14 protein-coding genes are annotated in these 25,543 nt (G+C 59.1%); 4 read left to right on the top strand and 10 right to left on the bottom strand.

Translation table 11 applies throughout. From position 1 onward, the window contains the following. Positions 1-67 precede the first annotated feature (67 nt). The 4 genes from LJD29_RS20355 to LJD29_RS20340 all read right to left on the bottom strand — a co-directional run bounded on the left by LJD29_RS20355 (position 68) and on the right by LJD29_RS20340 (position 11,171). Positions 68-3,958, bottom strand: a complete 3,891-nt coding sequence (locus LJD29_RS20355) for an outer membrane beta-barrel protein (protein ID WP_446743411.1) — start codon at positions 3,956-3,958, stop codon at positions 68-70. A gap of 154 nt (positions 3,959-4,112) precedes the next feature. Next, on the bottom strand, positions 4,113-6,245 hold the full coding sequence (locus LJD29_RS20350; protein ID WP_446743410.1) for a beta-glucosidase: 2,133 nt from the start codon (positions 6,243-6,245) through the stop codon (positions 4,113-4,115). A gap of 368 nt (positions 6,246-6,613) precedes the next feature. Further along, positions 6,614-7,963: a hypothetical protein gene (locus tag LJD29_RS20345; RefSeq protein ID WP_446743409.1), complete on the bottom strand. Its 1,350-nt coding sequence runs from the start codon at positions 7,961-7,963 to the stop codon at positions 6,614-6,616. A 250-nt stretch (positions 7,964-8,213) separates the two neighbouring features. Further along, positions 8,214-11,171 (bottom strand): alkaline phosphatase family protein, encoded by a 2,958-nt coding sequence (locus tag LJD29_RS20340; RefSeq protein ID WP_446743408.1) that lies wholly within the window; start codon positions 11,169-11,171, stop codon positions 8,214-8,216. A gap of 442 nt (positions 11,172-11,613) precedes the next feature. Here LJD29_RS20340 and LJD29_RS20335 point away from each other — a divergent pair, with 442 nt between their 5' ends. Genes LJD29_RS20335 through LJD29_RS20325 form a run of 3 tightly spaced genes read left to right on the top strand, consistent with a single transcriptional unit; the run spans position 11,614 to position 16,817 of the window. After that, a complete protein-coding gene (locus LJD29_RS20335; protein WP_446743407.1) occupies positions 11,614-14,694 on the top strand; it encodes a TonB-dependent receptor in 3,081 nt (1,026 codons plus the stop codon). A 28-nt stretch (positions 14,695-14,722) separates the two neighbouring features. Continuing rightward, positions 14,723-15,397, top strand: coding sequence for a heavy metal response regulator transcription factor (locus LJD29_RS20330; RefSeq protein ID WP_446743406.1), 675 nt, complete (start codon positions 14,723-14,725; stop codon positions 15,395-15,397). Continuing rightward, positions 15,375-16,817, top strand: coding sequence for a heavy metal sensor histidine kinase (locus LJD29_RS20325; RefSeq protein WP_446743405.1), 1,443 nt, complete (start codon positions 15,375-15,377; stop codon positions 16,815-16,817). Before LJD29_RS20330 ends, LJD29_RS20325 begins: the two co-directional genes overlap by 23 nt. Before the next feature lie 210 nt (positions 16,818-17,027). On the opposite strand, the gene LJD29_RS20320 is transcribed toward LJD29_RS20325, so the two are convergent. The 6 genes from LJD29_RS20320 to LJD29_RS20295 form a co-directional block, all read right to left on the bottom strand. After that, positions 17,028-19,943, bottom strand: a complete 2,916-nt coding sequence (locus LJD29_RS20320; protein ID WP_446743404.1) for a bifunctional YncE family protein/alkaline phosphatase family protein — start codon at positions 19,941-19,943, stop codon at positions 17,028-17,030. A gap of 330 nt (positions 19,944-20,273) precedes the next feature. Next, entirely contained in the window at positions 20,274-20,894 is a 621-nt protein-coding gene (locus LJD29_RS20315; RefSeq protein WP_446743403.1) for a DUF308 domain-containing protein, read from the bottom strand. Continuing rightward, on the bottom strand, positions 20,891-21,634 hold the full coding sequence (locus tag LJD29_RS20310; protein ID WP_446743402.1) for a universal stress protein: 744 nt from the start codon (positions 21,632-21,634) through the stop codon (positions 20,891-20,893). Before LJD29_RS20310 ends, LJD29_RS20315 begins: the two co-directional genes overlap by 4 nt. Before the next feature lie 373 nt (positions 21,635-22,007). Further along, positions 22,008-22,898 (bottom strand): universal stress protein, encoded by an 891-nt coding sequence (locus LJD29_RS20305; protein ID WP_446743401.1) that lies wholly within the window; start codon positions 22,896-22,898, stop codon positions 22,008-22,010. A 49-nt stretch (positions 22,899-22,947) separates the two neighbouring features. Beyond that, entirely contained in the window at positions 22,948-23,196 is a 249-nt protein-coding gene (locus LJD29_RS20300) for a hypothetical protein (protein WP_446743400.1), read from the bottom strand. Positions 23,197-23,210: 14 nt separating this feature from the next. After that, the gene (locus LJD29_RS20295; RefSeq protein ID WP_446743399.1) at positions 23,211-24,155 is read right to left on the bottom strand and encodes a universal stress protein; all 945 of its coding nucleotides are present in this window, start codon (positions 24,153-24,155) and stop codon (positions 23,211-23,213) included. 325 nt (positions 24,156-24,480) lie between these two features. On the opposite strand from LJD29_RS20295, the gene LJD29_RS20290 reads away from it, so the two are divergent. Then, positions 24,481-25,386: a universal stress protein gene (locus LJD29_RS20290; protein WP_446743398.1), complete on the top strand. Its 906-nt coding sequence runs from the start codon at positions 24,481-24,483 to the stop codon at positions 25,384-25,386. Positions 25,387-25,543 lie beyond the last annotated feature (157 nt).

The raw sequence follows: 25,543 nt of genomic DNA, 5'->3' as shown, positions 1-25,543 counted from the left end.
GGGTTTCAAGAGGGTTGCGTGCAGGAGCGGACTCCGGGAGGAGGCTGCTCCTGCACATGTTCAGGATTTAGAAGCGCAGGCGTCCCTGGATTGAGAGCCAGCGTCCGTTTCCGCTGCCATTCGAGCCGCCATCGGCGGTGATCTGGCCGAAGGTGGCCGAGGTCGGGGTCACGTTCGGGGTGCCGAGCACCTGGCGGTTGAGCAGGTTGTAGGCCTCGATGCGTGCCTCGAAGCCGACCCGTTCGGTGATCGCCACCTTGCGCTGCACGCCCATCTGGATGGTATCGGTGGCCTGGGCGCGGACACCGTTGACGCGGGTGGGGAAGACAGTCTCGTTGTAGCTGTTTGGCTGGCAGCTGGAGTTGGTGACGAAGCCCGTGCCCGTATAGGTGCAGGTGCCGCCGGAGTAGGAAGCGGTCACTTTGCCCTTATTGAGCCACTGGACGTAGTTGGAGCCGCCGTTGGCCTGGTTGTTCACATAGACCGGATGCTTCAGCTTGATGTCCTTGTTGGGGGTGCCGATATAGAACAGGTTGCTAAAGACGAGCAGCGGGCCCGGCTGGCGCTCATAGGAGCCGGTCAGCTGGTAGCCTCCCAGGACCTTTGAGGCGATGCCGTTGCGCAGCCACTCGCGATCGTGGCCGAAGGGTAGTTCGTAAAGCGCCTCGCCGGTGACGCGGTACGGCATGCTGTTGTTCGAGGGCTCCCAGCTTGGAGCAGGGTCGTAGACGTTCGCAAAGTAGTCGCGATCATGCTGATCGTTGAGCTGCAGTGCTCCCATCAGGGTGAGCCCGCTGTGGTAGCGGCGGGTGAGGTTGAACTGGAGCTCCTGGAAGTGCGACTCCCCGAGAGACTGGTACATGGCGAAGCCTGTCATCTGCGGGTCCGCCGTCAGCAGGTACGAGAGGTTGATCTTTGCCGCGGTGAAATAACTGTTGAGCGCCATGCGGTTATAGGCGGCCGCATTGCTTTGAGCCAGGTCGCCGAAGTTTGAGATCCGGAAAGGGTTGGTGACCTGGCTGCTCAGCAGGGCATTGGCCGCGGTGTTGGGCTGGTTGCCGCCGGTGAAAAGGCCCTCGGGTGCGTGGTCGATGGAATGGGAGATCGGGATGTCCTTGACCCACGATCCGACATAAGCGACCTCGACCATGGTCGACGATCCGAACTGGTGCTGCAGGCCCACATACCAGCGCTGCGCGCGCGAGGGCTTCATGTTGTGGTCGTAGATGGTGGGGCTGGTGCCGACGTAGTAAAGCGAGCCTGCGGCATTGCCGATGATCGGGTCAAAGCGCATGCCGTTGACCGCGGGGAAGGGATCGCTTAGTGGCGTGGAGCCCTGCGCAAAGTTCGCGCCGTACGTGGTCGAGGAGTTGTCGGTGGTCGAGGTGGAGTAGCCGCCCTGATTGCTGGAGAACTCCACACCGCTCCAGGTGCCTCCGACGGGCGAGATGGCGGAATGAGGGCTGCCGCCTTCGTCATGCGCGTTGATGGTGTCGGTGTACAGGCCGTATCCGCCGCGTACGACGGTGTTGCTGTCGACCTGGTAGGCGAAGCCGAGCCTCGGAAGCAAGCGGTGGTCATTGATGAACTGCCGTGTCGGCGCACCGTTGACGCCCGCGTACAGGGGGCCTCCCTTGATTGTCAGCGAGGCTGGCATGACGGCCTTTTGTGCCGCGGTGGCCGAGGCCAGCGTTGCCTGATAGGCCGTGTTTGCTTCGCCGGCGATCGCCAGTGTCGCATTCGGGTCCCAGCCCACGATCTGCGCGTTGTGAATCTCCGAGGGGCCGAACTCATACTCGAAGCGGATGCTGGGGATGATGGTCAGCTTGCGGTTGACGCGCCAGTTATCGCCGACGAACAGCGCATAGTAAGGAGTGCGAATGGAGACCGGGTAGCCCTGGCCGATCGATGAGCTGGTGGGGATGCCCATCAGGAAGGCCGCATAGGACTGGCCCCAGGTGGACTGTGAGTAGGTGCTGTCGGTACCGTTGTTCTCCTGCGTATAGGTGTCGTCGAAGGTGAAGGTGCCGGAGGTGTTGCCCTGGGCCGGCTGCGACTCGCTCTGCTGTTGCCACTCGGCGCCGGCGCGGATGGTGTGGTTGTGGTAGACGTGGTTGAGCACGGAGCTGACCGAGAGGTTGCGGAAGGTCTGCGGCGAGTTGTTCTCCTGGCCGACCTGCGCGTAGCTGCCCACGCTGAAGATGGGCAGCGTGGGCTGTCCGCCGCCGTAGCCGTCAATGTAAGAGGGCAGGCCGACCGAGGCCGCCGTCACCTGCTCATAGCCGGGGTAATAGCAGCAGCCGGTCTTCCAGCTGGAAGCGCCCACGGTCACGTTCAGGTCGGTTCTGTCGCTGAAGATGTGGTTGTAGCCGAACGCGCCAAGGACGATCCACTTGGGGCTGACTTCGCGGTCGATGCCGCCCTCCAGAAATTCGCCCTGCTGATCGTTGTAATGCACGCGCGACCAGCGGAAGTAGACATGGTCGCGATCGGTCGGGGCGAAGTCCATGCGTTGGGTGAACTGCCGGTAGGTGATGGATGCAAGCGTAGTGTAGGCGTAATTGCTGCCCGTCGGGCTATTCTGGGTCGGAACGGGCAGCAGGCTGTTGTAGAACTTCGAGAGCGTTGCTGTCGTGGTCATCAGGTTGGACGGCACCACGTTGCCGCAGATCGGCGTACGGCGCGGAACGCCTTTCGCATCCAGAGTGACGGAGAAGGGATTGTAGAGCTGGTACTGGCCGAAGTAGGCGGCCCCGGTGCCACAGGCCGCCGTGTAGGAAGCCGGCACGCTGCTGGAGACGGGCAGGTCGCTGAAGTCGCCCGAGCGCTCCTGCACCGTGGGTACGCTGGTGGTGCCGGTCGCAGCCTGCGACCAGACGTCGTTGTTGACGTCGACGAAGAAGAACAGCTTGTTGCGACCGTCAAAGACGTGGGGGATCAGCACCGGGCCGCCGAGGGAAAACGAGCTGATATTGGTGTGCGTGCCGGGGATGCCGTACTTGTACTTGAGCAACAGGCAGGCCGCGCTGGTATCGGCTCCGTCGGTGCAGCCGGACTTGGACTGCTGATAGCGGTAGCTGAGACCCTGGAAGTGCTCCATGGCTTCCCATGCAGAATCCTGGTAGAACCAGTGCACCGTTCCATGGAACATGTTGCCACCTGACTTGGTGGTCTGGGTGATCATGGCGCCCATGGTGTGGCCGAACTCAGGCTCGAAGGAGATGGTTTCCACCTTCATCTGGTCCACTTCTTCTTCCGAGAGCTGCACGGCGTTGCCGCGTGGATTGCCCATGTTGTTTACGCCGTCGAGGATCCACTCATTGCCGTTCAGGTAGCCGTTGGCGCCAAACTTCGAGACGCCATTCCAGCTGAGGGTGTCGCCCGCGCTGTAGATCTGCGAGTTCGGAGCCTGGACGCCGGGAGCAAGCTGGGCCATCTGCATCGGGTTGGCGCCTGAGGCGGGCAGCTGCTCGATCTGTTTTGTCGTCAGCACCTGGCCGTTGGAAGCCGATTCGGTGTTAAGCAGCGAAGCGTCGGCGGTTACGGTGACGGTCTCGGCCTTGCTGCTGTACTTCATCGTCATGGGGACGGCGATCTTGCCGCCGGTGGGCAGTGTAATGCCCTGGCGGACAACGGTCGCGAAGCCTTCGGCGCTCATGGTGATGGTGTAGGTATCGGGGTTGAGGTTATCGACCTCGTAGTAGCCGGTCTCATTGGTCTGCACCTCGGTTGAGACGTTGGTCTTCACATCGGTGACGGTGATGTGGGCGTTAGGGAGCGCTGTATTGCCGGGGTCAGTGAGGACGCCGGTAATGGTGCCCTGGGTCGAGACCTGGGCGACGGCCACGCCGCTCAGGCCGGCCATACAGGCCAGCGCGAGCCACGCGCTTCGTCTCAGGCTTCGTTGCCGGCCGTACAAGCCGTCAACAGTCGAAAGATCCTGCCGCTGCTGCGTCATTGCATCTCCATAAAAACTTCAGGTTGTGTGCTGCGTTACGACACGCACACGTATGCGTGCCTGCGCCCGCCAGTTGCAGAGGGCGCGTTCCTCGGCCACGGCAGCGAGTGCTGCGGCGGCTCTCATCTCGTGCGATCGTCTGTGGCGGCCTGCCTCAGCGCAGCATTACCGCCGCCCGCTCCGGCAGATCCGCCGAAGAGGAACCAAGCAGGATCGAGAACTGGCCCTGCGCCTGTTTCCATCCGCCCGACTGCGGCGACCAGTATGCGAAGGCCTCCGCGGGCAGCGTGAGGGCGATACTTTCGGACGCCCCGGCAGCAAGCCTGACCTTCGCAAAGCCCTTCAACTGCAGTGGCGGCTCGTTTCCTTCGGCGATAGGAGGGAATCCGACGTAGACCTGGGCCACGGTCGAGCCGGCACGCAGGCCGGTGTTGGTGACCTGGAAGCGAAGCTCTACGGTGCGTTTTTCCCCGATGCCGGTCGGCTTTGCGCTCAGGCCGGAGAAGCGGAAGCTGGTGTACGAGAGCCCGAAGCCGAAAGGGAAGAGGGGCTCAATGTTTCCGGCCTGGTAGCCGCGATAACCTGCCATCAGCCCCTCTCCGTAATGCACCTCGCCGTTCTCGCCGGGGTAAAGCGAGCGGTCGCGGGCAAGAGTGTCCTCGGTACGCCTGGGAAAGCTGATGGGCAGCCGTCCGCCCGGATCGGACTGGCCGAAGAGCACGTCGGCAACGGCGTTTCCATCCTCCTCACCCGGATACCAGGCTTCGAGCACCGCCGGCACCTGGTCGAGCCAGGGCATCAACACCGCTGAGCCGCTTTTTACGACCACGATCGTGTGGGGGTTGGCCGCGGCCACTGCGCGGATGAGCGCATCCTCGTTGCCGGGCAGCGCGAGCGCATGATCGTGGTCCTCGCCCTCGTCATCGCCCACCATCACGATGGCGACCTTCGCGCGCCTGGCCGCTTTGACGGCTGCGTCGATGTCGGAACCGTCGAGCACCTCGAGATGGGCCTGCGATTCGAGATGCGAGTAGATGCCATCCTCGGGGCGCACGGTGTAGAGCGGATTCACGTAGGAACTGCCGCCACCGCCGACCATTGCGCGCACCGCGTCGGGGCCGATCAGGGCTATCCGGCCATGCTCGCGCTCGTCGAGCGGCAGCAGGCCGCCCTCGTTCTTGAGCAGCACCATCGACTCTTCTGAGATCTTCCGCGCCTCGGCGCCGTGCTCAAAGGCCGGGATTGGGGCAGGCGGCGCTGGCCGGCGGGCGAACAGGCCGCGCTCGATCATCACCGTGTAGCGGCGCACCAGCGCCTGGTCGAGCAGGCCCTCCGCGATCTGCCCGCTCTTAACGGCCGCGAGCAGCGTATCGCCGAAGTACTTGCCTGTCGGCATCTCCAGATCGAGCCCGGCCTCGAGGCTGGGCTGAGTGCTGTGCACTGCGCCGAAATCCGACATGACGAAGCCGCGAAATTTCCACTCCCCGCGCAGGATGCCGAGCGTCCGCGGATTCTCGCAGTTGTATGCGCCGTTAACGCGGGGGTAGGCACACATCACCGAGTCGACGCCGGCCTCCTCGACTGAGGCGCGGAAGGCGGGCAGGTAGATCTCGTGCAGGGTGCGCTCGTCGATGATCTCGTCGATCGAGCTGCGCCCCGTCTCCTGGTTGTTGGCCAGATAATGCTTTACGTTGGCCATCACGCCGGCGCTTTGAATACCGCGAATCTCGCCGACCGCCATCCGTGCAGCCAGCCATGGATCCTCGCTGAAAGACTCGAAGGTGCGGCCGCCCTGGGGAACGCGCACGATGTTGACATCTGGAGACTCGAGCAGGTTTTCGCCGACCACCCGCGTCTCCTCACCCGCAAGCTGTCCATAAGCGTAGGCTGCCTCCGGGTCCCAGGTCGCGGCCAGGGCGATGGGCGCTGGCAGCGCCGTAGCCTTCGCCTGGACCCCGGCGTCGCCGGGGCCCACGCCCGCTGGTCCGTTGGTCACACGCAGTTCGGGAATACCCAGCCGGGGGATGGCTGGGACTTCGCGGAAGTGATCACGGTCGCGGAAGCCATGCATCTGGCCAACCTTCTCCTCAAGGCTCATGTGCCGCACCAGAGCCTCGGCGCGGGCCCGTGCCTGCGCCTCCGGTACGGCCACCGCGCGGTCCGGCTTTGCCGCCCCGAGCGCTGTGGCTGGAGCCGGCATCCAGGAGGTGGCCAGCATCGTAAGTGCGAGCGCTGGTGCAGGCGCTCTCCGACTGTGTTTCCAGATCTGCTGCTGAAGGCTTCTCATTCCAGACTCCTCGCAGAAATCCCCAGGCCCATTTGCAATGGAGCCAGGAACAGGGGATTTCTGCGTGATAACGTCTTTACCGTAGCCGCCTGCCAAGTCGTCGCACAACGTTGCTACCGCTGCTAACGTCTTCTATATCTTGTTGAAAATAAGTGTCTTGGTAGGGAGCGGGAGGGTTAACGGTAGCAACCTGCCGCGGCTGAGAGCAGCCCCGTGAACGTGCGATGAATAGTGGAGGCAATCTCCCCGAGCCGTCGCCGCTGGCTGGCTTTTACGCGCGGCGAGGCTTTTCGCAGGCAGGAGTCTGCAGGGACAGGAGAATTAATATCGGCGAGGGATGGGTCGTTTCAGGCGGGCTCGTCCGGCCACTACGGCAGCTGGTGACAAGCCACTACTTTGATGTGATTGGGGTAATTCGCGACCCATTGCAGGTGCAGGAGCATTTCGAAGTGCTGGTTGAGGGTACCGCCGCCAGCCAGTCCGCAACGGCCAAGTGCGTCTTTGAGTCCGGCGCTATCCATGACCTGCATCCCGGCAGACTCAGTAGCCTCGCTGGTAAGGCCGGCCAGAAGCAGCACTTTTCCGGTTTGATCGGGATTGCCGACCAGTGCCAGGATGGCATAGGAGCCGCCGTCGCGGCCAAAGGTTCCGAAGTACTTAGCCTGCTCGCCCGGCCGGGGGTGCAGGTTCTCGATATATTCCGCCTGCGTCGGGGCGTCGTAGGCAAAGCGGAAGTCAAGCTGATCGGCAAAGAGCTGGGTCCAGGGGTTCGATTGCGGACTACCGAGGAAGATGAAGTTGTCGTCCGTCCGGAGGTCGGAGAACTGCACGCTGCGCGGGGCGATCATGGTTATGCCGGAGCCCCGGGCATCGGCCAGCCGTTCGATATGTATGGCGATCGGCGTATCGACCAGCGCGGATTTGTTGCCATGCATAAAGCCGTGGACAAAGGGTGCCGCCGCCGCCGGGAGCTTTTCGGGATTGATATAGAAATGCTTGGCGTAGTCCGTGACCGCAACCTGCGTTCCCTGCATCATCTGGATTTCTGCAATCTCAGGATCGCTTGGAACCAGGATCGTGCGGTGCCCGGACTGAAACAGCTCCAGCCAGGGCAGAAGTCTGGCCGTCTTTGCCTCGGAACTCCAATACTGTGTCCACAGTTGTGAGCCCGCCAGCCAGCCGAGGGTCAGCACGTTGACTGCGACGCTGATCCAGAACAGGGTCGTCCACGGTACTCTGCGCCGCGCCGGCCGGGGAGCGGCTGCAGGAACGGCCTGTTCCGCAACGGCCATAACCGGGGCCACGGCGGTGAGCACAGCTTCGTTTAGCGGGGGCGGCTCGGCATAATCCACCTCGGGCGCGTAGGAGCCCAGCGGCAGGCTGATGCGAAACGGCGAGTCTTTCGCGTTTCCGTCATAGTGCTTTAACAGGCGGCGGCGGACGTCGCTGGCCGTGACCCGGACGATTGCATCCTCGCCAGTATCGTAGTCAGGCAGGCGGCCGAAAACTTCGGTGCCGATCACCCGTTCTTTGAGCGAATCGTAGCGCAGTAGGAGCGCCTGGCTGAGGATGTAGCGCAGAAACTGACCACAGCGCGGACTGCCACGGAAAGCAGCCCCTTCGACAACATCCTCAAGGTGCTCTTTTAGCTTGTCGCGCAGTTCTGGAGACTCGGCAATTCTCACGAGGCCGGCCTTGTGGTCGGTGGCTGAATGCATCTGCAATACCGGTGCTCTGGACCTCGAAAGTTGCTTCTGGGGACTCTAGCAGGATTGTACCGCAGCCACAGTTGAGTTCCCGTGAAGGGCGGGAATGCCGATAAAGGATCGAACCGCTGAAGCGCTCCGACAGATCGTCTATCTTGCGGTAATGGGTGAATGACTCGATGCGAGTCCGGCATGTGGATGATCGCCATTAAAAAGCCCTCGCCCATCTTGTGGGCGAGGGCTTGTAATTGCGAGAGATCATTTAGTCGTCGTCCTGATCTCCAGCAGGAGCCTTGCGGTGGTTGAAGTCGCTGGGAGGGCGCACTTTCGCCTCTCCAGGATAGGGACGGGAAAATCCGGTTGCTTCATACCAGTTGAGGTGGTTAACGGTATCCGGATCCTCGGAGTCGGGTTTGGTGTGTTTGCCGGCGAAGATCTGGGTCTTCTTCTTCATCCATCCGACCCTCAACGCCTTCACCGATGGGCTTTCATTCCTGAGCGATGCGGATGGCGAAGTGACACCCATATCCAGCGGAATCAGGTTGGCGACGTGTGTCCATGGCTTGAAGTTGTCCGCAGGCGGATTGTCGACGAAGAGCGTCTTCATCGGCGAAGCCACGAGGTCAAACTGATTCATCGGAGGCAGCCCAAGAATCTGTTCGATCGTGCGGGTCATGTTGACCTGCGTGTAGTAGGTCGAATCCACGACACCGCCCTGGCGGACATAGGGGCTGATGACGTATCCCGGACTGCGGTGACCGTCTACGTGATCCACGCCGTCCTGCGCATCGTCTTCTTCAACAAAGATCGCTGAAGACGACCACACGCTGCTGTGGCTGATGATATCGACGAAACGTCCCACCGCGAGGTCGTTATCGGCTTCCATGGCCTGTGCGGTCGGCGGGCCGCCTGTGTGGTCGGAGCTGATCCACATGATGCTCAACTGCGGAACCGTGCCGCCCTTCACATCCTTTTCAAAATCCTGCTTCCAGATATCGACACGATACTGGTCCGGGATATCGAGATCGAACTGCGGATAGTTTTGAACGGTGTTGATGATGAGGTTGTGAAGCGGGGAGTGCGAGCGAATGGTGGAGAAGTATTTGAGCTGCTTCTCCTTGCCGGACTCGTAAGCCAGCGTGTCATCGTAGAACTGGCTCCAGGTGGGGTGGCAGCTTCCGCTGAATCCCGGCGTAGGCGTGCAACCCGGCACATCGAAGGAGTTCCACTCGATGTATTCGCCGAAGTTCTTGAACCGGACGCCCGCTTTGACAGCCTGGTCCCAGAGGTGGCCTTTCTTCTGGTAAGCGATGGCATCGCCACCATTGGAGGGATAGTCACGAACCCAGTCCGGCGACTGGATGTCGTCGGAGTAGGGAGCCATGGCTTGCACAATCCAGTTGTGTCCATCGGCTGACTGGCGGCTTGGATCGTAGAAGTTATCGAGCAGCGGGAAGCGTTGAACCAGGGTGTGGGCATTCGGCGTGACGCCAGCGCCGAAGACCGCCAGCGAGGGATCGCCATTGCCACCGTCCACATCGCCTAATATCTGGTCGTAGGTGCGATTCTCGCGAATGATCAGGAATACATGCTTGATTAGTGAGGGATCGCCGATCTTCTTCGGAAGAACGGTGGCTCTTACGTTGGGATCGCCACCACCGGCGCTGCGAATGTTTCTCTTCAGATCCCAGTGGTTATTCAGGTAGACCTGATTGGTCCAGTCGGCCAGCTGATAGACGTCTGGCAGCGGAATGATACTTACCGTGCCGAGATCCTGATGGGTGTTATAGCTCGTAACGCCGTGAGCTGTTCCGAACGAGTTTTGAGGAGGAATACCCTTGCTGCCGACACCTTTGTCGTTGGCAACAATCAGTGTTCTGTCCTTCTGATCGAGCACAATCGAGCTTGGAGCATAGGCCGTCGGGATGAGGCCCAGGACGGCATCCCTCGGCACGCTGTTGAGATCGACCACGGCCACTGCATTGGCGTTGTACAGGGCAACATAGGCGATGTCGTGATTTGTGTCGACGGCAATCGAGTTTGGCCCGGCGCCGTAGACGGCTTTCTTCTCGCCGGGAACCTTGATCGGCAGGGCGAGGTTGATGGTGCGAACCACTTCGTCAGAGCCAGTGTCGATCACAGAGATCGTGTCGTCATAGGCGTTAGCGACCAGCAGGTTGCGGCCCCAGAACGCCATTCCGGTAGGATGCAGGCCGGTGTTGATTGTCTTGACGACCCTGAAGCTCGACAGGTCGACGACTGAAACCGTGCCTGTTGTTGTAGCGCCTGTCAGGTCGTCCGTCGCAACCGGTGTGCCATCCGAGTAGAGCCGCCTGTCGTTTTTCGTGGTCAGACGGCCGGCTTCATTGGAGACGTAGGCGGTCCGCCCGTCGCTTGAAATCACGACGCTGTGAGGAACATTGCCGACGCGGATCTGCGCGCCTTCCATCGGCTTGGAACTGGTGAGATCGATCTTGGTCAGGGTGTCGTTTACGTCGAGAACCGAATATGCAGTCTTCCCATCCGGAGAGACGGCGAGGCCCAGAGGGTACGAGGTAGAGTTTGTTCCAACCGTGTGCCCGCACTGGTGGGCATAGCTGCCGTCAGTTCCCGGAGAGGAGTCCGGATAGCATTTGATGCCGCTCAACTGATAATCGAACGGAGTTCCATCGATTTGATAGAGGCTGCCATTAATGGGAACGCTGACGTGGGCATAGTCTGAGAGTTTGCCATCAGCAGCGACCTTGGCTATGGCGACGTAGCTGCTGTCCTGGCTGAACAGGAGATACTTGCCGTCCGGCGTGTACGAGATACCGTTGTGGCTGCCGCTCGAATCCGTGCCGCCGACGCTGTTGTAGCTTTGAAGGACGGCGCCGGTCTTCGTGTTGAATATTTCGACCGCGCCGTTGCCATCGCTTGCCGAGGTTCCCATGGTGAGAACCGCAGCGGTGTGATTGCCGGTGGGATTTAGTGCAACGGCTTTGGCGCGAACCCTGATGCCTAGGTCTACCTGTGTTCCGGCTGGCGTGATGATCGTGCCGTCACTGACAACATACGAGCCGTCTGGCTGGGGTCCTACGGTATAGGTTGGAAACGGCACGGACTGAGCGAATCCGCTCAATCCAACGCATAGCAGGCCGCTTAATACGGTCAGGCGTCGTATGCCTGACCCAACTTCAGGTCTGCGTTTTGAGTCCTGATGACCACTGGCTTGAGACATCGAAATCTCTCCTTCAGGCTTGCTCGTTCGTCGCCAAGGTTTGGCGTGCTTATCGGATAAGAGATACCCGCACATCGCGGTCAGCAGAAGTGTGAGCGGAAGGGGGAAATCTGCTGAATGGCGCCAACGAATCGCGCACAACGGGAGAGTAGAACTGCGGTCAGAACACAGAGGTGACGCAAAGATTACATTTTTGTCATCTTTTTTTGCGATATTGAAGAACTTAGGGAAGGCGATCCAGCAACATAAAATTCCAATCATTTATTAACAATTGCGATTGCCATTTGTAACGACCCCTTGACCCCTCATGCCGTAGATTACGAAATCGCAATCTATGAACGTCCCAGAAATCATCCAGTTTTGACGGTCCGCTGAGGGAGCCTGGGGATACGAGTGACAGTTGCCTGTCACATACTTGCTCTACCTTTCCCCGAGGTCCGTTATGCAAAGATTTCGCTTCTCCACTGCTTTCAGTGCACCTGTCATCGCGGCGATGTTGCTCTTCCTCTCGCAATCAAGATGTTTTTCCCAGGTGGATCGCAGCGCCTTAACAGGCACAGTGATGGACCAGTCCGGCCGTGTGCTGGGTCAGACTCACATTGTTGCCACTGAGAACTCAACGCAGTTGCGGCGCGAGGCGTTCTCTTATCCCGACGGCAGATTCGAGCTTCCCGAGCTTCCAGTCGGCAACTACACTGTGACGTTCGAGCACCCCGGCTTCAAAACCCTCACCTTCGCAGGCTCAGAACAGGCAATAGGGCAGACACGAACGCTCAATGCGACGCTGCAGGTAGCAGGAGGTGAAGAGCGGGTGAATGTCTCCACCAGCTCAGAGCTGATGGATGGCAACAACAGCGCAGTGACGGGTCTTATAGAGAGAACGCAGGCCGATGAACTCCCTCTAAACGGGCGTAACTGGGCAGCACTGACAGCTTTCGTTTCCGGCGCCATCGATACTGGCGGGAGCAACCAGCGCTCCATACGCTTTGCAGGCAGGGGCCTCGACGACAGCAACTTTACCTACGACGGCGTCGATGCCACCAACATCGTGAATCAGACGCAGCGAGCCTGGGCGCGTCTTTCGATCCCACTCGATGCAATCCAGGAATTCCGCGTCGACACGCTGCAGTCTTCCGCTGAAGTGGGCGCGACCGGCGGAGCGCAACTGGCGGTCTCTTCGATTGCTGGTACAAATCGCTTTCATGGCCGGCTATTCGAGTTTCTGCGGAACGACGCTTTTGACGCGCCCGAGCCATCGTGGGCTTCCAATGGTCAATCGCAGCAACCACTCCGCCTGAATCAATTTGGGGGCTCGTTAGGTGGTCCTGTCATACGCGATAAGACATTTTTCTATATCGCTTCTGAAGCCTATCGGCAGGTTTGGGGCTACCCGATAAGCGGCGATGTACCGAGTGCGGCTTTCAAGGCAACAGTGCCGACCTCATCTCCTGTTTATCCGCTCTTGCAAGCTTATCCGGGTGCCGGTCCCAAAACCATCCTGACGCCTTATACGCCTGCGAACGATCCGGGCGATCCGAATTACGCGGACTATGACCTGCTTACCTGTTCCTGCACGCAGGTGGTCAACGAGAGTTCGGTCATGATGCGTCTCGACCAGCACTTCACATCCCGGACAACCGCCTTCATGCGCTTCAACTACGACAGGTCTGTCGATACGCAGCCATTCGCAGCAGCCGCGACCGACCTGCAGCAGAGAGTGACGACACCGATCAACGGAGCGCTTGAGCTGCTGGAAGTCTTCAACCCCGGTCTCGTGAACGAAGTAAAGTTCGGCTTCAACCGTTCGACCTCTAATACATACAATTCAAGCCTCACAGGCTCGGTCTATCAGATTGCGGTTGCCACGGGTCCTGGCCCAGGATTGATCACGCAGAACTATGACTACAACAGCATTTATGTCGGCAACGCCTTTTCGTGGATCGACAACCTGACCTGGGTTCACAGCCGGCAGACCTTCAAGGCCGGCGTCGAGGTTCGTCACATCCAGTTGAATCAGAATTATGGAGAGCACGGTAAGGTCACCTTCTCCACCCTGGATCAGATGGCTGCGAACCAGGTTAACCGGGCCACCCTCACCGGGGCTCTGCCTGTAAACGACCTGCGCAAGAACTGGATCATCGGCTACGCCCAGGACGAGTTCAAGTTGCGGCCCGGCTTCACGCTTAACCTGGGGCTGCGATACACGGTCTTTCAGATCTTCACGGAAGCGCATGGCAAAGCGAATCCGTTCGATTTCGATACCTGCGGACCCCAGGGCTTCTGTGGAGTCGGCGCGAGCTTCGGTCAGCAGAACTACGGCGACCTCGATCCGAGGGTTGCACTATCCTATTCGCCGTCGAGTAGCGGGAAGACGATCTTTCACCTGGGCTTCGGGATTTATCACGAGGATGGCCAGCTCGACGATCAGAATCTGCCTGCAAAGAACGAGGTTCCGTCTTACTCGGTGAAAGATGTGACTTATCCCGTCGACTCATATTTCACTGGAGCGGGAACGATCTCTCCGAATGCCGAGCAGCGAAATCGCAAGGATTCCTATGTCGAGCAGTGGAACCTCTCAGTGCAGCAGCAGTTGCCTGCAAACTTCGTAACCAGCATCTCGTACCTGGGTAGCCACGGCGTTCATCTGCTGGAGACCAATGTAGTCAACCTGATCGATCCGGCAACTGGCCTGGCGCAATATCCAGCCTTTGCTCCCGCTATTGGCTGGCGCGGTTCGATCGGTGCAAGCTCCTATAACGGCCTGTCGGTGTCGCTGAGGCGGCCGTTCTCTAACGGGCTGCTGGTTGCGATGAATTACGCGTACACCCACGAGCTGGACAACGGATCCAACGGGAGCGGGGACGGCGACAATCTTTCGCCACAGAATGCAAGGTGTCCCGCATGCGACTGGGCCAGCGGAGCCTGGGACGCCCGCCACGTGATCAATGGAAACGCAGTCTACGAAATGCCCTTCGGCCGGGGCAAGCCATGGCTAAACCGGAATAGCATTGCGAACGCGATCGCAGGGAACTGGAAGCTTACAACGACTGCTCTCGCTCGCACCGGCTTCCCGGTGAACATTCTGCTGCCCAGCAGCTACACCGCGCCCGATGGAAACACAGGTACACAGCGGCCAGACCGGATTCCGGGAGTATCTCTCACACCGCCGGGTGGTAGAAGAATTTCGCAGTGGATCAATCCCGCGGCCTTCACGCTTCCACATGGAGAGTTCGGAGACGCGCCGCGGAACCTGGTACGCGGCCCGGGAACATGGCAGATAGATACCGGCGCCAGCAAGACCATTGCATTTTCAGACCGCCTGCATGCGGAGTTCAGGTCTGAGTTCTACAACATCTTCAACCACCCGCAACTGGGTCAGCCGCAAGCGACCTTCAACCCATCGAACCTCAACGGATTCGGAAGCATTATCAACACGGTGAATACGAGCATCGTATCGCCGATCACTCCGGTCGGCTCCGGAACTCCGCGCGAAATGCAATTTGCAGTGCGGTTGGAGTTCTAGGGCTGAACGGATCCAGGACTGGCAGATCATGAGAATCCTCGTAATTGAAGATGAGGCCAAGACGGCAAGATTCCTCAAGAAAGGGCTGGGAGAGGCGGGCTTTGTCGTCGACATTGCCGCGAATGGGCTGGATGGACTGCACCTTGCACAAGAGTCGCAGTTCGACCTCATCATCCTGGACGTGATGCTGCCCGGCATGGATGGATGGCAGATACTCACGCGGCTGCGCGAGGCACGCGGATCGGTCCTGGTATTGTTCTTGACCGCTCGAGACGCCATCCACGAGCGTGTGCAGGGCTTCGAGCTGGGTGCGGACGATTACCTGGTGAAGCCCTTCGCTTTTTCAGAGCTGCTGGCCAGGGTGCGTTCGCTTCTGCGCCGCGGTCCGCCACGAACCCAGGAGAAAATCTGCCTCGCCGATCTGGAGATCGACCTTCTGCGCCAGCGTGCCACGCGAGCCGGGCAGCGACTGGATCTGACCGCAAAAGAATTTCTTCTCTTATCGCTCCTGGCGCGGCGCACCGGCGAGGTGCTTTCGCGAACGCTAATTGCCGAAGCCGTATGGGATATGAACTTCGACAGCGGCACCAATGTCGTTGACGTCAATGTGCGCCGGCTGCGTGGTAAGGTCGACGACCCTTTTCCGCTTAAGTTAATACACACTGTCCGGGGTGCGGGCTATGTCATGGAATCCGACCACTAGCCTTGCGCCCATTTCCCGGCTCTGGCGCACGCTGGCCTTCAGGCTGACAGCCGGTTATGCGCTGGCAGGGCTGCTCCTTGTGGTGTTCGCAACCGCGAGCCTCTATCTCGTATTGGCAAACGAGCTGGAGAAGAGCACCGCTTTATTTCTTGCAGACAAGGTGCATGTACTGCGCACTTTGCTGCTTGAGAGGCCTGACGACGAGGATGGCTTGCATGAAGAGGTAGAACTGGAGTCAGCCGCGCGACGATATGAGCAGTTCTATATCCGTGTTCTCGATGCTCACGGCAAACAGCTGCTTATGACGCCAGGCATGGCCAGCCAGCTGGATCTCTCGCAACTCACTGCGCAAACGCGGAATCGTCCTGACCGTCCCATGCGCCTGAAGGGGAAAGATGGCCGTTCTTTCCGCATCATCAGCACTTCCGCGCAGGTAGGCTCTCCGCCGCGTTCCACGGATCAGTTGGAAATCGCCGTCGATGTCTCACAGAAAGAGGAGTTGCTCGCGCGCTACCGCTTCTGGTTCTGGTCCATTCTGTTCGCAAGTTCCATCATCTTTCCGTGGGTCGGATATCAGATTGCACGACATGGCATCCGTCCGGTGGAAGAAGTCGCGACGACGGCCCGGCACATCAGTTCCACAAATTTGCGAGAGCGCATCCTGCCGGATGGTTATCCGTTCGAGCTTGCGGTGCTGGCCAACACCTTCAACCAAATGCTGGACCGGTTGGAAGAATCTTTCGAGCAGATCGCTAAGTTCTCCACCGACATAGCCCACGACCTGCGCACGCCGGTCAATAACATTCGCGGTGAGGCAGAAGTCGCGCTCGCGCGTGAACGTACATCGGGCGAATACCGCGCCGTCATTGAATCTTGTCTCGAAGAGTCTGAGCGGCTATCGGATTTGATTGGTGATCTGCTCTTTCTTGCCCGGGCGGAAAGCCCGCTCTTACACCTGCGCCAGGAGCAGGTGGATGTGGGCGCATTACTCAGCACTGTCCGGGAGTATTACGAAGCTTCGGCCGCTGAAGGCGAAATCAGCTTGTCGACCAACCTGGCTGGGCCGATCGTCGCGCGTCTGGATCGGTCGCTTATGCAAAGGGCTATAAACAACCTTGTGGCCAATGCCCTGGCGCACACTCCGCCCGGTGGAACCGTAATGCTGAGTACCGATATAGATCCGTCGACGTTACGAATTGAGGTCACTGACACCGGCGTAGGTATCCCCGCAGAGGCGCTGCCGAAGGTATTTGACCGATTCTTCCGCGTCGACTCATCGCGCTCTCACAACTCCGGAGGCACGGGGCTTGGTCTGGCGATTGTCAGAAGTATTGCTGTACTTCATGGCGGGGCGGTAGAGATTGCAAGCCGGCCAGGGCAGGGCACACAGGTGACGATTCAGATCCCGGTTTCCGCCTGAGAAGACAAGGGCGGTCGAGCGACGAGTTGCTCCGTACTCATCGTCTTCGGCTCCGCAGGCCCTTCGCCAACTCTTGAGCAAGGGCCTTGGTGTCGAGCCGTGCCAGCTGGTTCCTTCAAGGCACAATCGCCAAAGTATTACTCGACGCGGAATCAGCCGGGGAGTGGGTGCCCCGCTCGCTTGTGGGCCACGCAAAGCCATGCGTAAGTGTTAGTCGTCATCTCCATCGCCGCCATATTTCATGGCTGCTTTAACCAGTGGAGCAGGTGCCTGGACCTTGTCTTCACCTGGATAGGGGCGAAGCCAATCGGTAGTGGAGTACCAGATCACGTGGTTTAGAAAGTTAGGATCGACGGCATCGGCCTTGTCGTACTTACCCTTCATCACTTTCGCGGTAGCTTTCAGCCATTCTTTTTCGGTGGGAGTGTAGGAAATGGTCTTGCCCGCAGGCAGGTCCGGTCCTTGATCGAGAGCGATGGTTGCGGGTACGCAGTTATAAGGTGTGAGGTCGGGCTTGTTCTGAAAGGCGTCGAACATGGGCGACGCGACCAGATCGAATTGCGTGAGAGGCTTGGCGCCGAGAATATTTTCGATGGTTCGATTGATGTTTTCAGCTGTATAGGTGGTGTGGATCGCCTTGCCCTGGCCGGGCGCCTGCGGGGCAACGGTGTAAGGGCTGATGACGAAGATGGGCTGACGATGGCCGTCTACGTGATCGGTACCTGCCTGCGAGTCGTCTTCTTCGACGAAGATGGCGGAGGTGTCCCAGACCTTGCTATGGCTGATCGCTTCAACCATGCGGCCGAGTGCAAGATCGTTGTCGGCCTGGTAGTTGATTGGATAGGGATGGCCCTTGGACATGCCTGCGGTGTGGTCGTCCGGCAGCCAGAGGATGGTGAGATTGGGCACCTGGCCGGAGGCGTCCATGCTTTTGAATTCCTTGATCCAATAGTCGGCGCGGTACTGATCTGGGATATCGAGGTTGAACGGCGGGAAGTGCGGATCCATGATCTTTGCCGCGGATGGAATGGCGGAGGTGACATGGATGGCGTCATCGGGAACGATGCAATCTGTAGCAGGCGCCTTGCCCTCTTTACAGAGCGATGTTTTGTAGAAGTCCGTCCAGGTATAGGCGGAGCCATCCGGGCTTCGAGCAATGGTGGTGCCGCTGCTCCACTCACCGTAGAGGCGCGCGGTCATGCCCATGGCTGCGACTTCGGTCCAGAGAAAGCCCTGCGGCGTGTTGGTGAGGGCATCTTCAGCCTCGCCGCCCGGATAGGAGCGAATCCAGTCGGGGGAGAGAATGTCGTTGGAATAGAAGGAGCCGGACATGCCGATCCAGGGATGGCCATCGGCAGACTGGCGGCTGGGTGCGTAGACGTTATCGAGCAGAGGGAAGCGCGTGACGAAAGCATGCTGATTGGGCACGGCGGGTGCGAAGACGGCAAGCTCCTTTGCGCCGTTGCCCCAGGCGACATCGCCGAGCATCTGGTCGTAAGTGCGGTTCTCTTTGATGATCAGAAAGACATGCTTAATGAGCGAGGGCTCTCCGATGTGTTTCGGGATAGCGACGGGCTTTGCATGTGGATCGATGAACTGCTTGCCGACTTCAATGTTGGTACTGAGGTTCCACTGGTCGTTCTGGAAGACCTGCTTGCTGAAGGTTGCCAGGGCGGAGGCATTTGGCTCGGGGATGAGATTCACGACGCCCATGTCGGCGTGGGTATTGTAGGAGACGATGCCGCTCGGGGTCGTCTTGGTGGTGCCGCGTGAGCCAATCCCCTTGTCGTCGGCGATGACGAGCTGCCTGTGAGCACTGTCGTAGTCGATGGATGTGGGGAAGTAACCGGTGGGGATGTAGCCGATAACAGGATTGGCATCGCGGCCCTGAAGATCGACGACGGCGACGGCGTTGGCCTGGCCGAGCGTTACGTAGGCTGTGCCGCGCTCCGTAACGGCGACACCATTGGGACCTGAGCCGAAGGTACCGCCTGCAATGGGCACGCTGAGATTTATGGTGCGAGTCACCTTGTTGGTGTCGAGATCGATGATGGAGAGGCTGTCGCTGTAGGAGTTGGCTACGAAGAGCCGCGAACCAACGATGGTCATGCCTGCGGGATGGAGGCCGACGCCGATGGTGGTTTTCAGCTTACCCGTAGCGAGGTCAACGACAGAGACGGTGCCTGTGAGTGTGTAGGCATCGGTGCGATCGACGACGATGGGTGTGCCGTCAGAGTTGTTGGTGAAGTCGTCTTTGGTGGCAGTGCGGCCGCCCTCGTTGCTGATGTAGGCAAAGCCGCCATGAGTGACCACGCTATTAGGCGCGTTGCCTACCGGGATCTGTAAAGTGAGCTTTGCGGGAGAGGTAGTGAGGTCGATGACGCCAAGCGTGTTGGCGGCGTTGAGAGCGACATAAGCGCGTTTGCCATCGGCTGAGAAGCCGATGCCTCCGGGGTTGATGGCCTTCGCGTTATGGTACTGGCGGCCGTCTGCGGGAGGCGGTGGCAGTGCGACGCGCTGCTCATGGCTGAGAAGACCGGTATTTGGGTCTACATTGGCGACGGAGATGTAGTTGTTGTCCTGGCTGAAGAGGAGCTTTGAGCCGTCGGGAGAGTAAATGATACCGGCGAAGGAGCCTGCACTGCGATCTTTGATAGAAGCGTTCGGGGCTCCGTCGGGAGTGTAGCGCTGTAGGACCTGTCCGCTCTGCGTGTCGAAAACGATAATGGGCTGCGGCGCTCCCATGAGCAGGACCGCGGCAGTATGCGAGTTCCTGGCGGGGTTAAGCACGATGGCTTTTGCGCGCACGGGAGCGCCGAGTTCGATGAGGCGGCCGGCGGGGGTAAGCACCTGGTTGTCGGAGACAACGATGGAGCCATCACGCTGAGGGCCCACGGTGCGCGTCGGGCTGTCGACCTGCGACTGAATGCCCGATGAGGCGCTGGTACTCCTGGTGTTGTCGAGAATGTCTTCTTTCGGAGCGCCGACGTTAAAGCCCGGAGCGTTGCCAGGCTGCGCTTGCGGAGTCTGCGGGCGCGGGGTCTGGGCGTGTATCAGTAGAAAGGAGCTAAAGAAAGAGAGCGCGGCCGCATTCGCGGCTCTACTGAAGAGCGTTTCGGTTCTCATGTGGTCCCCTGACCCTCTAGATATACACCAGCCCTGAGAAACGGTGATGACACCGGCCGCTCCCGGAACTCATCCGGTCAACGGAAAGCGCGCCTCGAGGCCAACACTCGGACGATTGGTGAATACGCATGAGCAAGTATTGTGACCGCGTCCATGGCACTTTAAATCACCGGATGACGCAGGTGCTTGCAGGTGTGCTGCAGGGCGGAAGCCCACAGGGACAGTCGAAGAGCGAAGTTTATTTCGTGACGAGGCTCGCGCGCCGATGTCTCGATAGATACGCCGGCGGAGCGTGTCACGCGTTGCAGCAGCGGACCAAGCCGATCTGCTTCACGCCGTTCGCGTGCGGTCTGTCTTCAGCGCGCCGGAGGGGTACGGTCTTTCCTGCCTCGAAATCTTCCAGATCGTCCACGCATAGTAGAGCAGCTTAATACCGAGGAAGGTCACATAGGTGGCGAGCGATACGATCTTGTCTTCAACCTCCAGCCTCGTTGAGATTACGAGTAAGGGAGCAAAGATCAGGGAGATTATTCCGAAGAGCAGGGCGGAGATTCTCTCTCGCGCGTAAGAGGAGCGCCGGAACGCAAACGTCAGATTAAATGCAGCGCGAATGGCTGCATACGTGGCTGACAACCAGAGGAGCAGCGTGAGTGAAGTCTCAGGGCGAATGAAGATTGCAATGGCCGCGCCGGAAAAGAAAGCGGCTGCCAGGGCCACCGAAGCACTTTGATAGACGGTCTTGCCGCGACTTGAAAGAAGCAGAAGGGCATCGACGATGGCCGCCAGCAGCAGGCCGGCAAAGCCGACCTCTATGGCCATGCCGACAAAGAGAACCTCAAAGATGATGTTTTGCGGAATGTCGCGAAACTGGTAGAGCGTGAAGCCCAGGCCGACGGAAACGAGGCCGCAGGTAGTCAGAGCGCCGATATTGAATAGGCGATCGCGTCTCATAGGCTTGCCTCCGCGGCCTCTGTTCCGGCTGGTGTCCATGCCTGTGGCGACATAAGCAGGACTGGACACTGCACTTCCTTCACCACGCTGCAGATCACGCTTTCGCCGTCCGTGGTGTTTTCCCGGCTTGAAATTGGAGAACCAAGGACGATCAGGTCAGGTTTCGTCTGCTTCGCCACGGATACGATTTGCTCCGCGGCGTTTCCTGTTGGGACAAAATGTTGTACCGGCACGGTGTGAGATTCGTTGAATGGCGCCAGCATTCTGAGGCGCTCGAGCAAGCGGTGCGCCTCGTTTTTTTCGGTCTTCGGTACACAGTGGAGAGCGATCAAATGCGCTCCAGCCAGCTCGTGAGCGCGAAGAAGCCCTTCGGTAGCCTGGGGAGTGAAGTCCGTGGCAGCGAGTATCTTCTCCCACCGCCCGGCCCGTTTCAATACGAGTTCGTTGCTGGGTCCGACGAGCAAGGTTGGAAAACCGGTCTTCAAGGCGACCTTGCGGGCAAAACTAGCGAGCACAACGCGCGCGGTGCCGGTGTCGCTGCTGGTTCCCAGCACCAGTATTGCAGGCCGGAACTTCGCGACGACCAGTTCAAGAGAATGCATCAGGTCGTCCAGTTGAAGGTTGTCATATACCCGCGCCAGGGGCATGTCCGAGTGTTTGCTGAGACCGCCGCGATCCAATCGTCCAGGCAGACAGGCAGCCGCATCCGGGAGGTATTCAAATTCAACGGTAGTCTTCATTGTCCGGCCGAGCGCCATGGCGTATCGAACGGGATACGAATCCGGATCCGAGAAGTCTCCTAAGAAAAGGACGGGGGCGGTAGCTGGCTTATTGCCTTCATTCAGGGATGTAGCACAAGCTGAAGTTGAATTGATTGTCGAACTGACCGTATTCGCCATATGTTGCTCCAGTGGTCATGCTTCTGAGCTGTACGCTGCGAAGCCGGCGTGAACATCGTATGCCCCTGGGGGCATACGGTTTGTGATCTGGGTCACATCGAACAACTGGTTCAGTGGTGGCCCGTCATGCAAAGAAGGGTGAAGCATCTTCTCCTCACGTTTTGGCGGGCGCCGTCCGGCAAAACGTGAGGAGGCAGATAGCGAAAGAGGATGCTCATCCTTTCTTTTGCTGATGAGTCGGGACGACCAGTACCGGACACGATGCGTGCGCCAGAAGGTGGGGCAGGGTGCCGGATCGGATCATGGACCAGTCCATGAATTGCTGGCTGTGTCCGACGACAATCAGATCTGCGCTGCGAAGACGAGCCAGTTCCGCAAGCTGCTCCGGGTATGGCTTTGTGAGCAGTACGGTCTGTATCGAGCCATCTGCCTCATCGCCTGCGGCAAGATCATGTTCAAGGTCTTCGTAGAAGCTCTCCCAGTCGGCGCATCCAGGATCCTTGCTCAGGTAATCGCACGCCATCTGCCACTGCGCACCCATCTCCTGTGCCAGTGCGTTGGCATAGAGTGCGACGGCTTTCCCTTCGGCGTCCATCGGCGAAGCACAAAGGACCCTCTTCACCTTCCAGGATTCTCCGAACGAACGCTCGGCTGCATGAGGCCCGATCAGGAGGAGCGGAAGATTCAGGTTGTGAGCGACAGATTCCGCGACCGATCCGAATAGCCATCGCTTGGCGCCTCTCCACGCATGCGTGCCGAGGACTAACAGATCGGCTTTGCAGTTTCTGGCCGTACGTTCTATCTCCCGCGCGACGGGACCGACCGGACAGGACACCTGCGTGGGAAATCCCTCCGCGCTCAGGCTTTCGCGCAGCTCTTCCATGGTCTTCTCGGCGATATGCAGGTCCTCTTCGCTATAAAACCATTGGCCCTCCGGAACGGTGATCGGATTCATAGGCTCCGATACATGGACAGCCATGATTCCTGAATGAAATCTGCGCGCAATCGATTTCGATAGCTGGAGAGCTTCCCGTGAAAGATCGCTGAAGTCTGTGGCTACCAGAATCTCTCTGAAGCGTAATGACGGTGTTACGGTGGCGTTCATGTGATCTCCTAAAAAAGGCGGTTTGAGTTTTCCTGAAAGCGGCGCGAGCTCAAGAAGCTTCGAGGTAACGCCACGATGTAACGGCGGGTTCACTGCTCATCGCGTTCATGTTCTTCATCTGCTCACCGGGTTTGCGCCAGCCATCGACCTGGAAGCAATTGCAACAGTCCTCGCATAGCCATATGACCTGGCGATCCTGTCCGGACGTGAATCGGTTGGGGCGATCTACCAGATAGAGCCGTCCGTTTCGCAGGTACAGTTGCTCCCGCGCGCAGCTGGCATTTGCACAACGAAGCATCGTGAATCCTCCAATCACGCGTGAACGGGCTCATGTCGCACATCTGCCCGTCCGGGCATCGCCAGGTCAAACCGGCAACTGAACACGGGGCATGGCGCCGAAGCCGCAACTTTATAGGCGAGACAGTTTCTGACCCGCGAGGTTGGGAACGGTTCCCGGTTGCCCATCACGATCACGTCGGCCTTGCTCTTCTCTGCGAGATTCAGGATCGCCTTGAGCGCAGGGCCGGACGCGACCTTGATAGAGAGCTGTTCTTTCAGGTGGCCGTTCTCGTTTGCCACGGTTTGAAGGGCGTGCCTGCCCCAGGCCAGCGTGCGGGGAGCGCTCATCTCTCCGCTTGCTTCCTCCTCGAGAACATGCATCAGCGTGATGTGCGCATGATTCTCCCTGGCAAGCAGGAAGGCGAATCGGGCGATGTCCTGATAATCTCCCTCCAGCGACACCGGGCATAGTATCCGCTGAATGGGCCTGAGGTTCTCGGCTTCACCACGAGGCCCCACCAGGAAGAGCGGAACGGGAAGCGTTGCCATAAGTTGTTTTGCAACGGATCCGAGAATCAACTCGCGAAGGTGCTTTCTCCCATGAGTCGCCGCGATAACACGGGTGGAATGCTCGGTAGCGACGGCTTCCTGGATGACGTTGAGTGCGCTTCCTGAAATGGCCCGGACCGAGCAACGAAGGCCCTGCGCTTCAAGCCTGTTCTTCAACCCTTCGAGGTCGTGTATAGTCTGCTGCCGGTAGGCTCGTTGTTCCTGCGGGGTTAGGAGCTGATATGGGCTTTCACTCGTCTCGATCGGCTCGAGCGCGTGAACGAGCACCAGCTCGGAGCTGCTTGCACGTGCCTGCGCAATTGCATAAGGAATCACCGACTCTTCACCTGTCAGATCTGTCGCAACCAGAATCTTCTCCGGATGGACGTAGCGCTTGAGGGCTTGTTCTTCAATCCGATGTGACGGCATATCTTTCCTCCGTGTGGCATACAGATTGGCAGAAGGACGGGTGACTTATCTGTGCCGGATGACCGTCACGATTGTGATTTCAATCACAGTCGGATCCCGAATGACTGTGAACAGGAACGGGAAAATTCGCCACGGTTCAGGACATTCGCCGGATTGAGCGACCCGCATTTTTCGTTGAAATGGGGAGATGGCAGGCGTGGATGCTCCTCGTTTGAAGGCAGTTATACCCGCGGGCAGCAGACGCTTGCCTCGCAAGACGCTCTGTGATTCAAGTCACTGTGCGCACCTGGAAGACCTGCGAGGCTATGCCCGCAGGGGTGTACATATGTCTACCGAAACGATGACAGAGCAGGGAACCGCTGTGAAGGTCAAGACGCTGATGGTCGCCTACGATTTCTCTCTATTCGCAGAGGCAGCACTTGAATATGCGATGTACTTTGCGGGGCTGTACAGTGCCGAGATCAGTGTGATCTATGCGATATCGCCGAGCACGTTTGGCGGGAATGACGATATCGCGTTTCTGAAGCGCGAGCATCACCAGGCCGAGATCGATCTGCAGGCGATCTCAGCGAGAGTGCGCCACTATTCCCAGCAGGCGAAGTGCATCTGCCGGATTGGCGGTACGGCGGATGTATTGTTCGAGGCGGCTGCTGAACTCCATCCGGACATTCTCTTTATGGGGGCATTCGGCCATCGAGCAGGCGACGCGAAAAAGCTTGGATCGACAGCGGAGTTTTTATTGCGGAGTCTCTCCTGCGCAACTCTTATGATCGGCCCCGAACTCGTTTCAACAGTGAATAAGGTTCGCTTGATCCGCAACATCCTGTTCGCATCCAGCCTCTCAGGAGCGAACGATAGAGCACTTCAGCTTGCCTCTGATCTGGCGCTCCGCGTGAAGGCGCAGGTTGAGATCGTACATGTTACCGAGCCTGGGAGTTCCGGTTCGATGGTCTTATCCAGCCAGGAAGTGGATGAGAGAACGAGAAGCCTTCAGGAACAGGCGTCGATCGCCGGGGTGGGCAGCCATTGGCAGATGCGAACCGGCGAAATGGGACACGAGATTCTCCAATGCGCTAAAGATCACCAGTCAGACCTGATTGTCTTCGGCATAGAGCATCACAGCTCGAACCCGTATGTGGTCGGAGCTATCAGCCAATGCGTTCGAGAAGCAGAGTGTCCGGTGTTGGCAGTGCCGCACTCGAAGCGGCTGCACCCGCAAGAGGTTCGTTGAGGGAAACACCCAGATCCGTCTGCATGTGCGATCGCAAAGGGATTGCTTATGAGCATCAGCGATAGACGTCTGGAGGGGATTTATCACGACCTGTCCCAGGTACTCCGTGGTTCTCAGAACTTCGGACTGGGCTCCAGACCTCCCCGGCAACTCGAGA

It is taken from the genome of Silvibacterium acidisoli, from assembly GCA_022870745.1.
Taxonomy (GTDB): Bacteria; Acidobacteriota; Terriglobia; order Terriglobales; family Acidobacteriaceae; genus Silvibacterium.
This window is presented reverse-complemented; position numbering and strand designations above follow the sequence as displayed.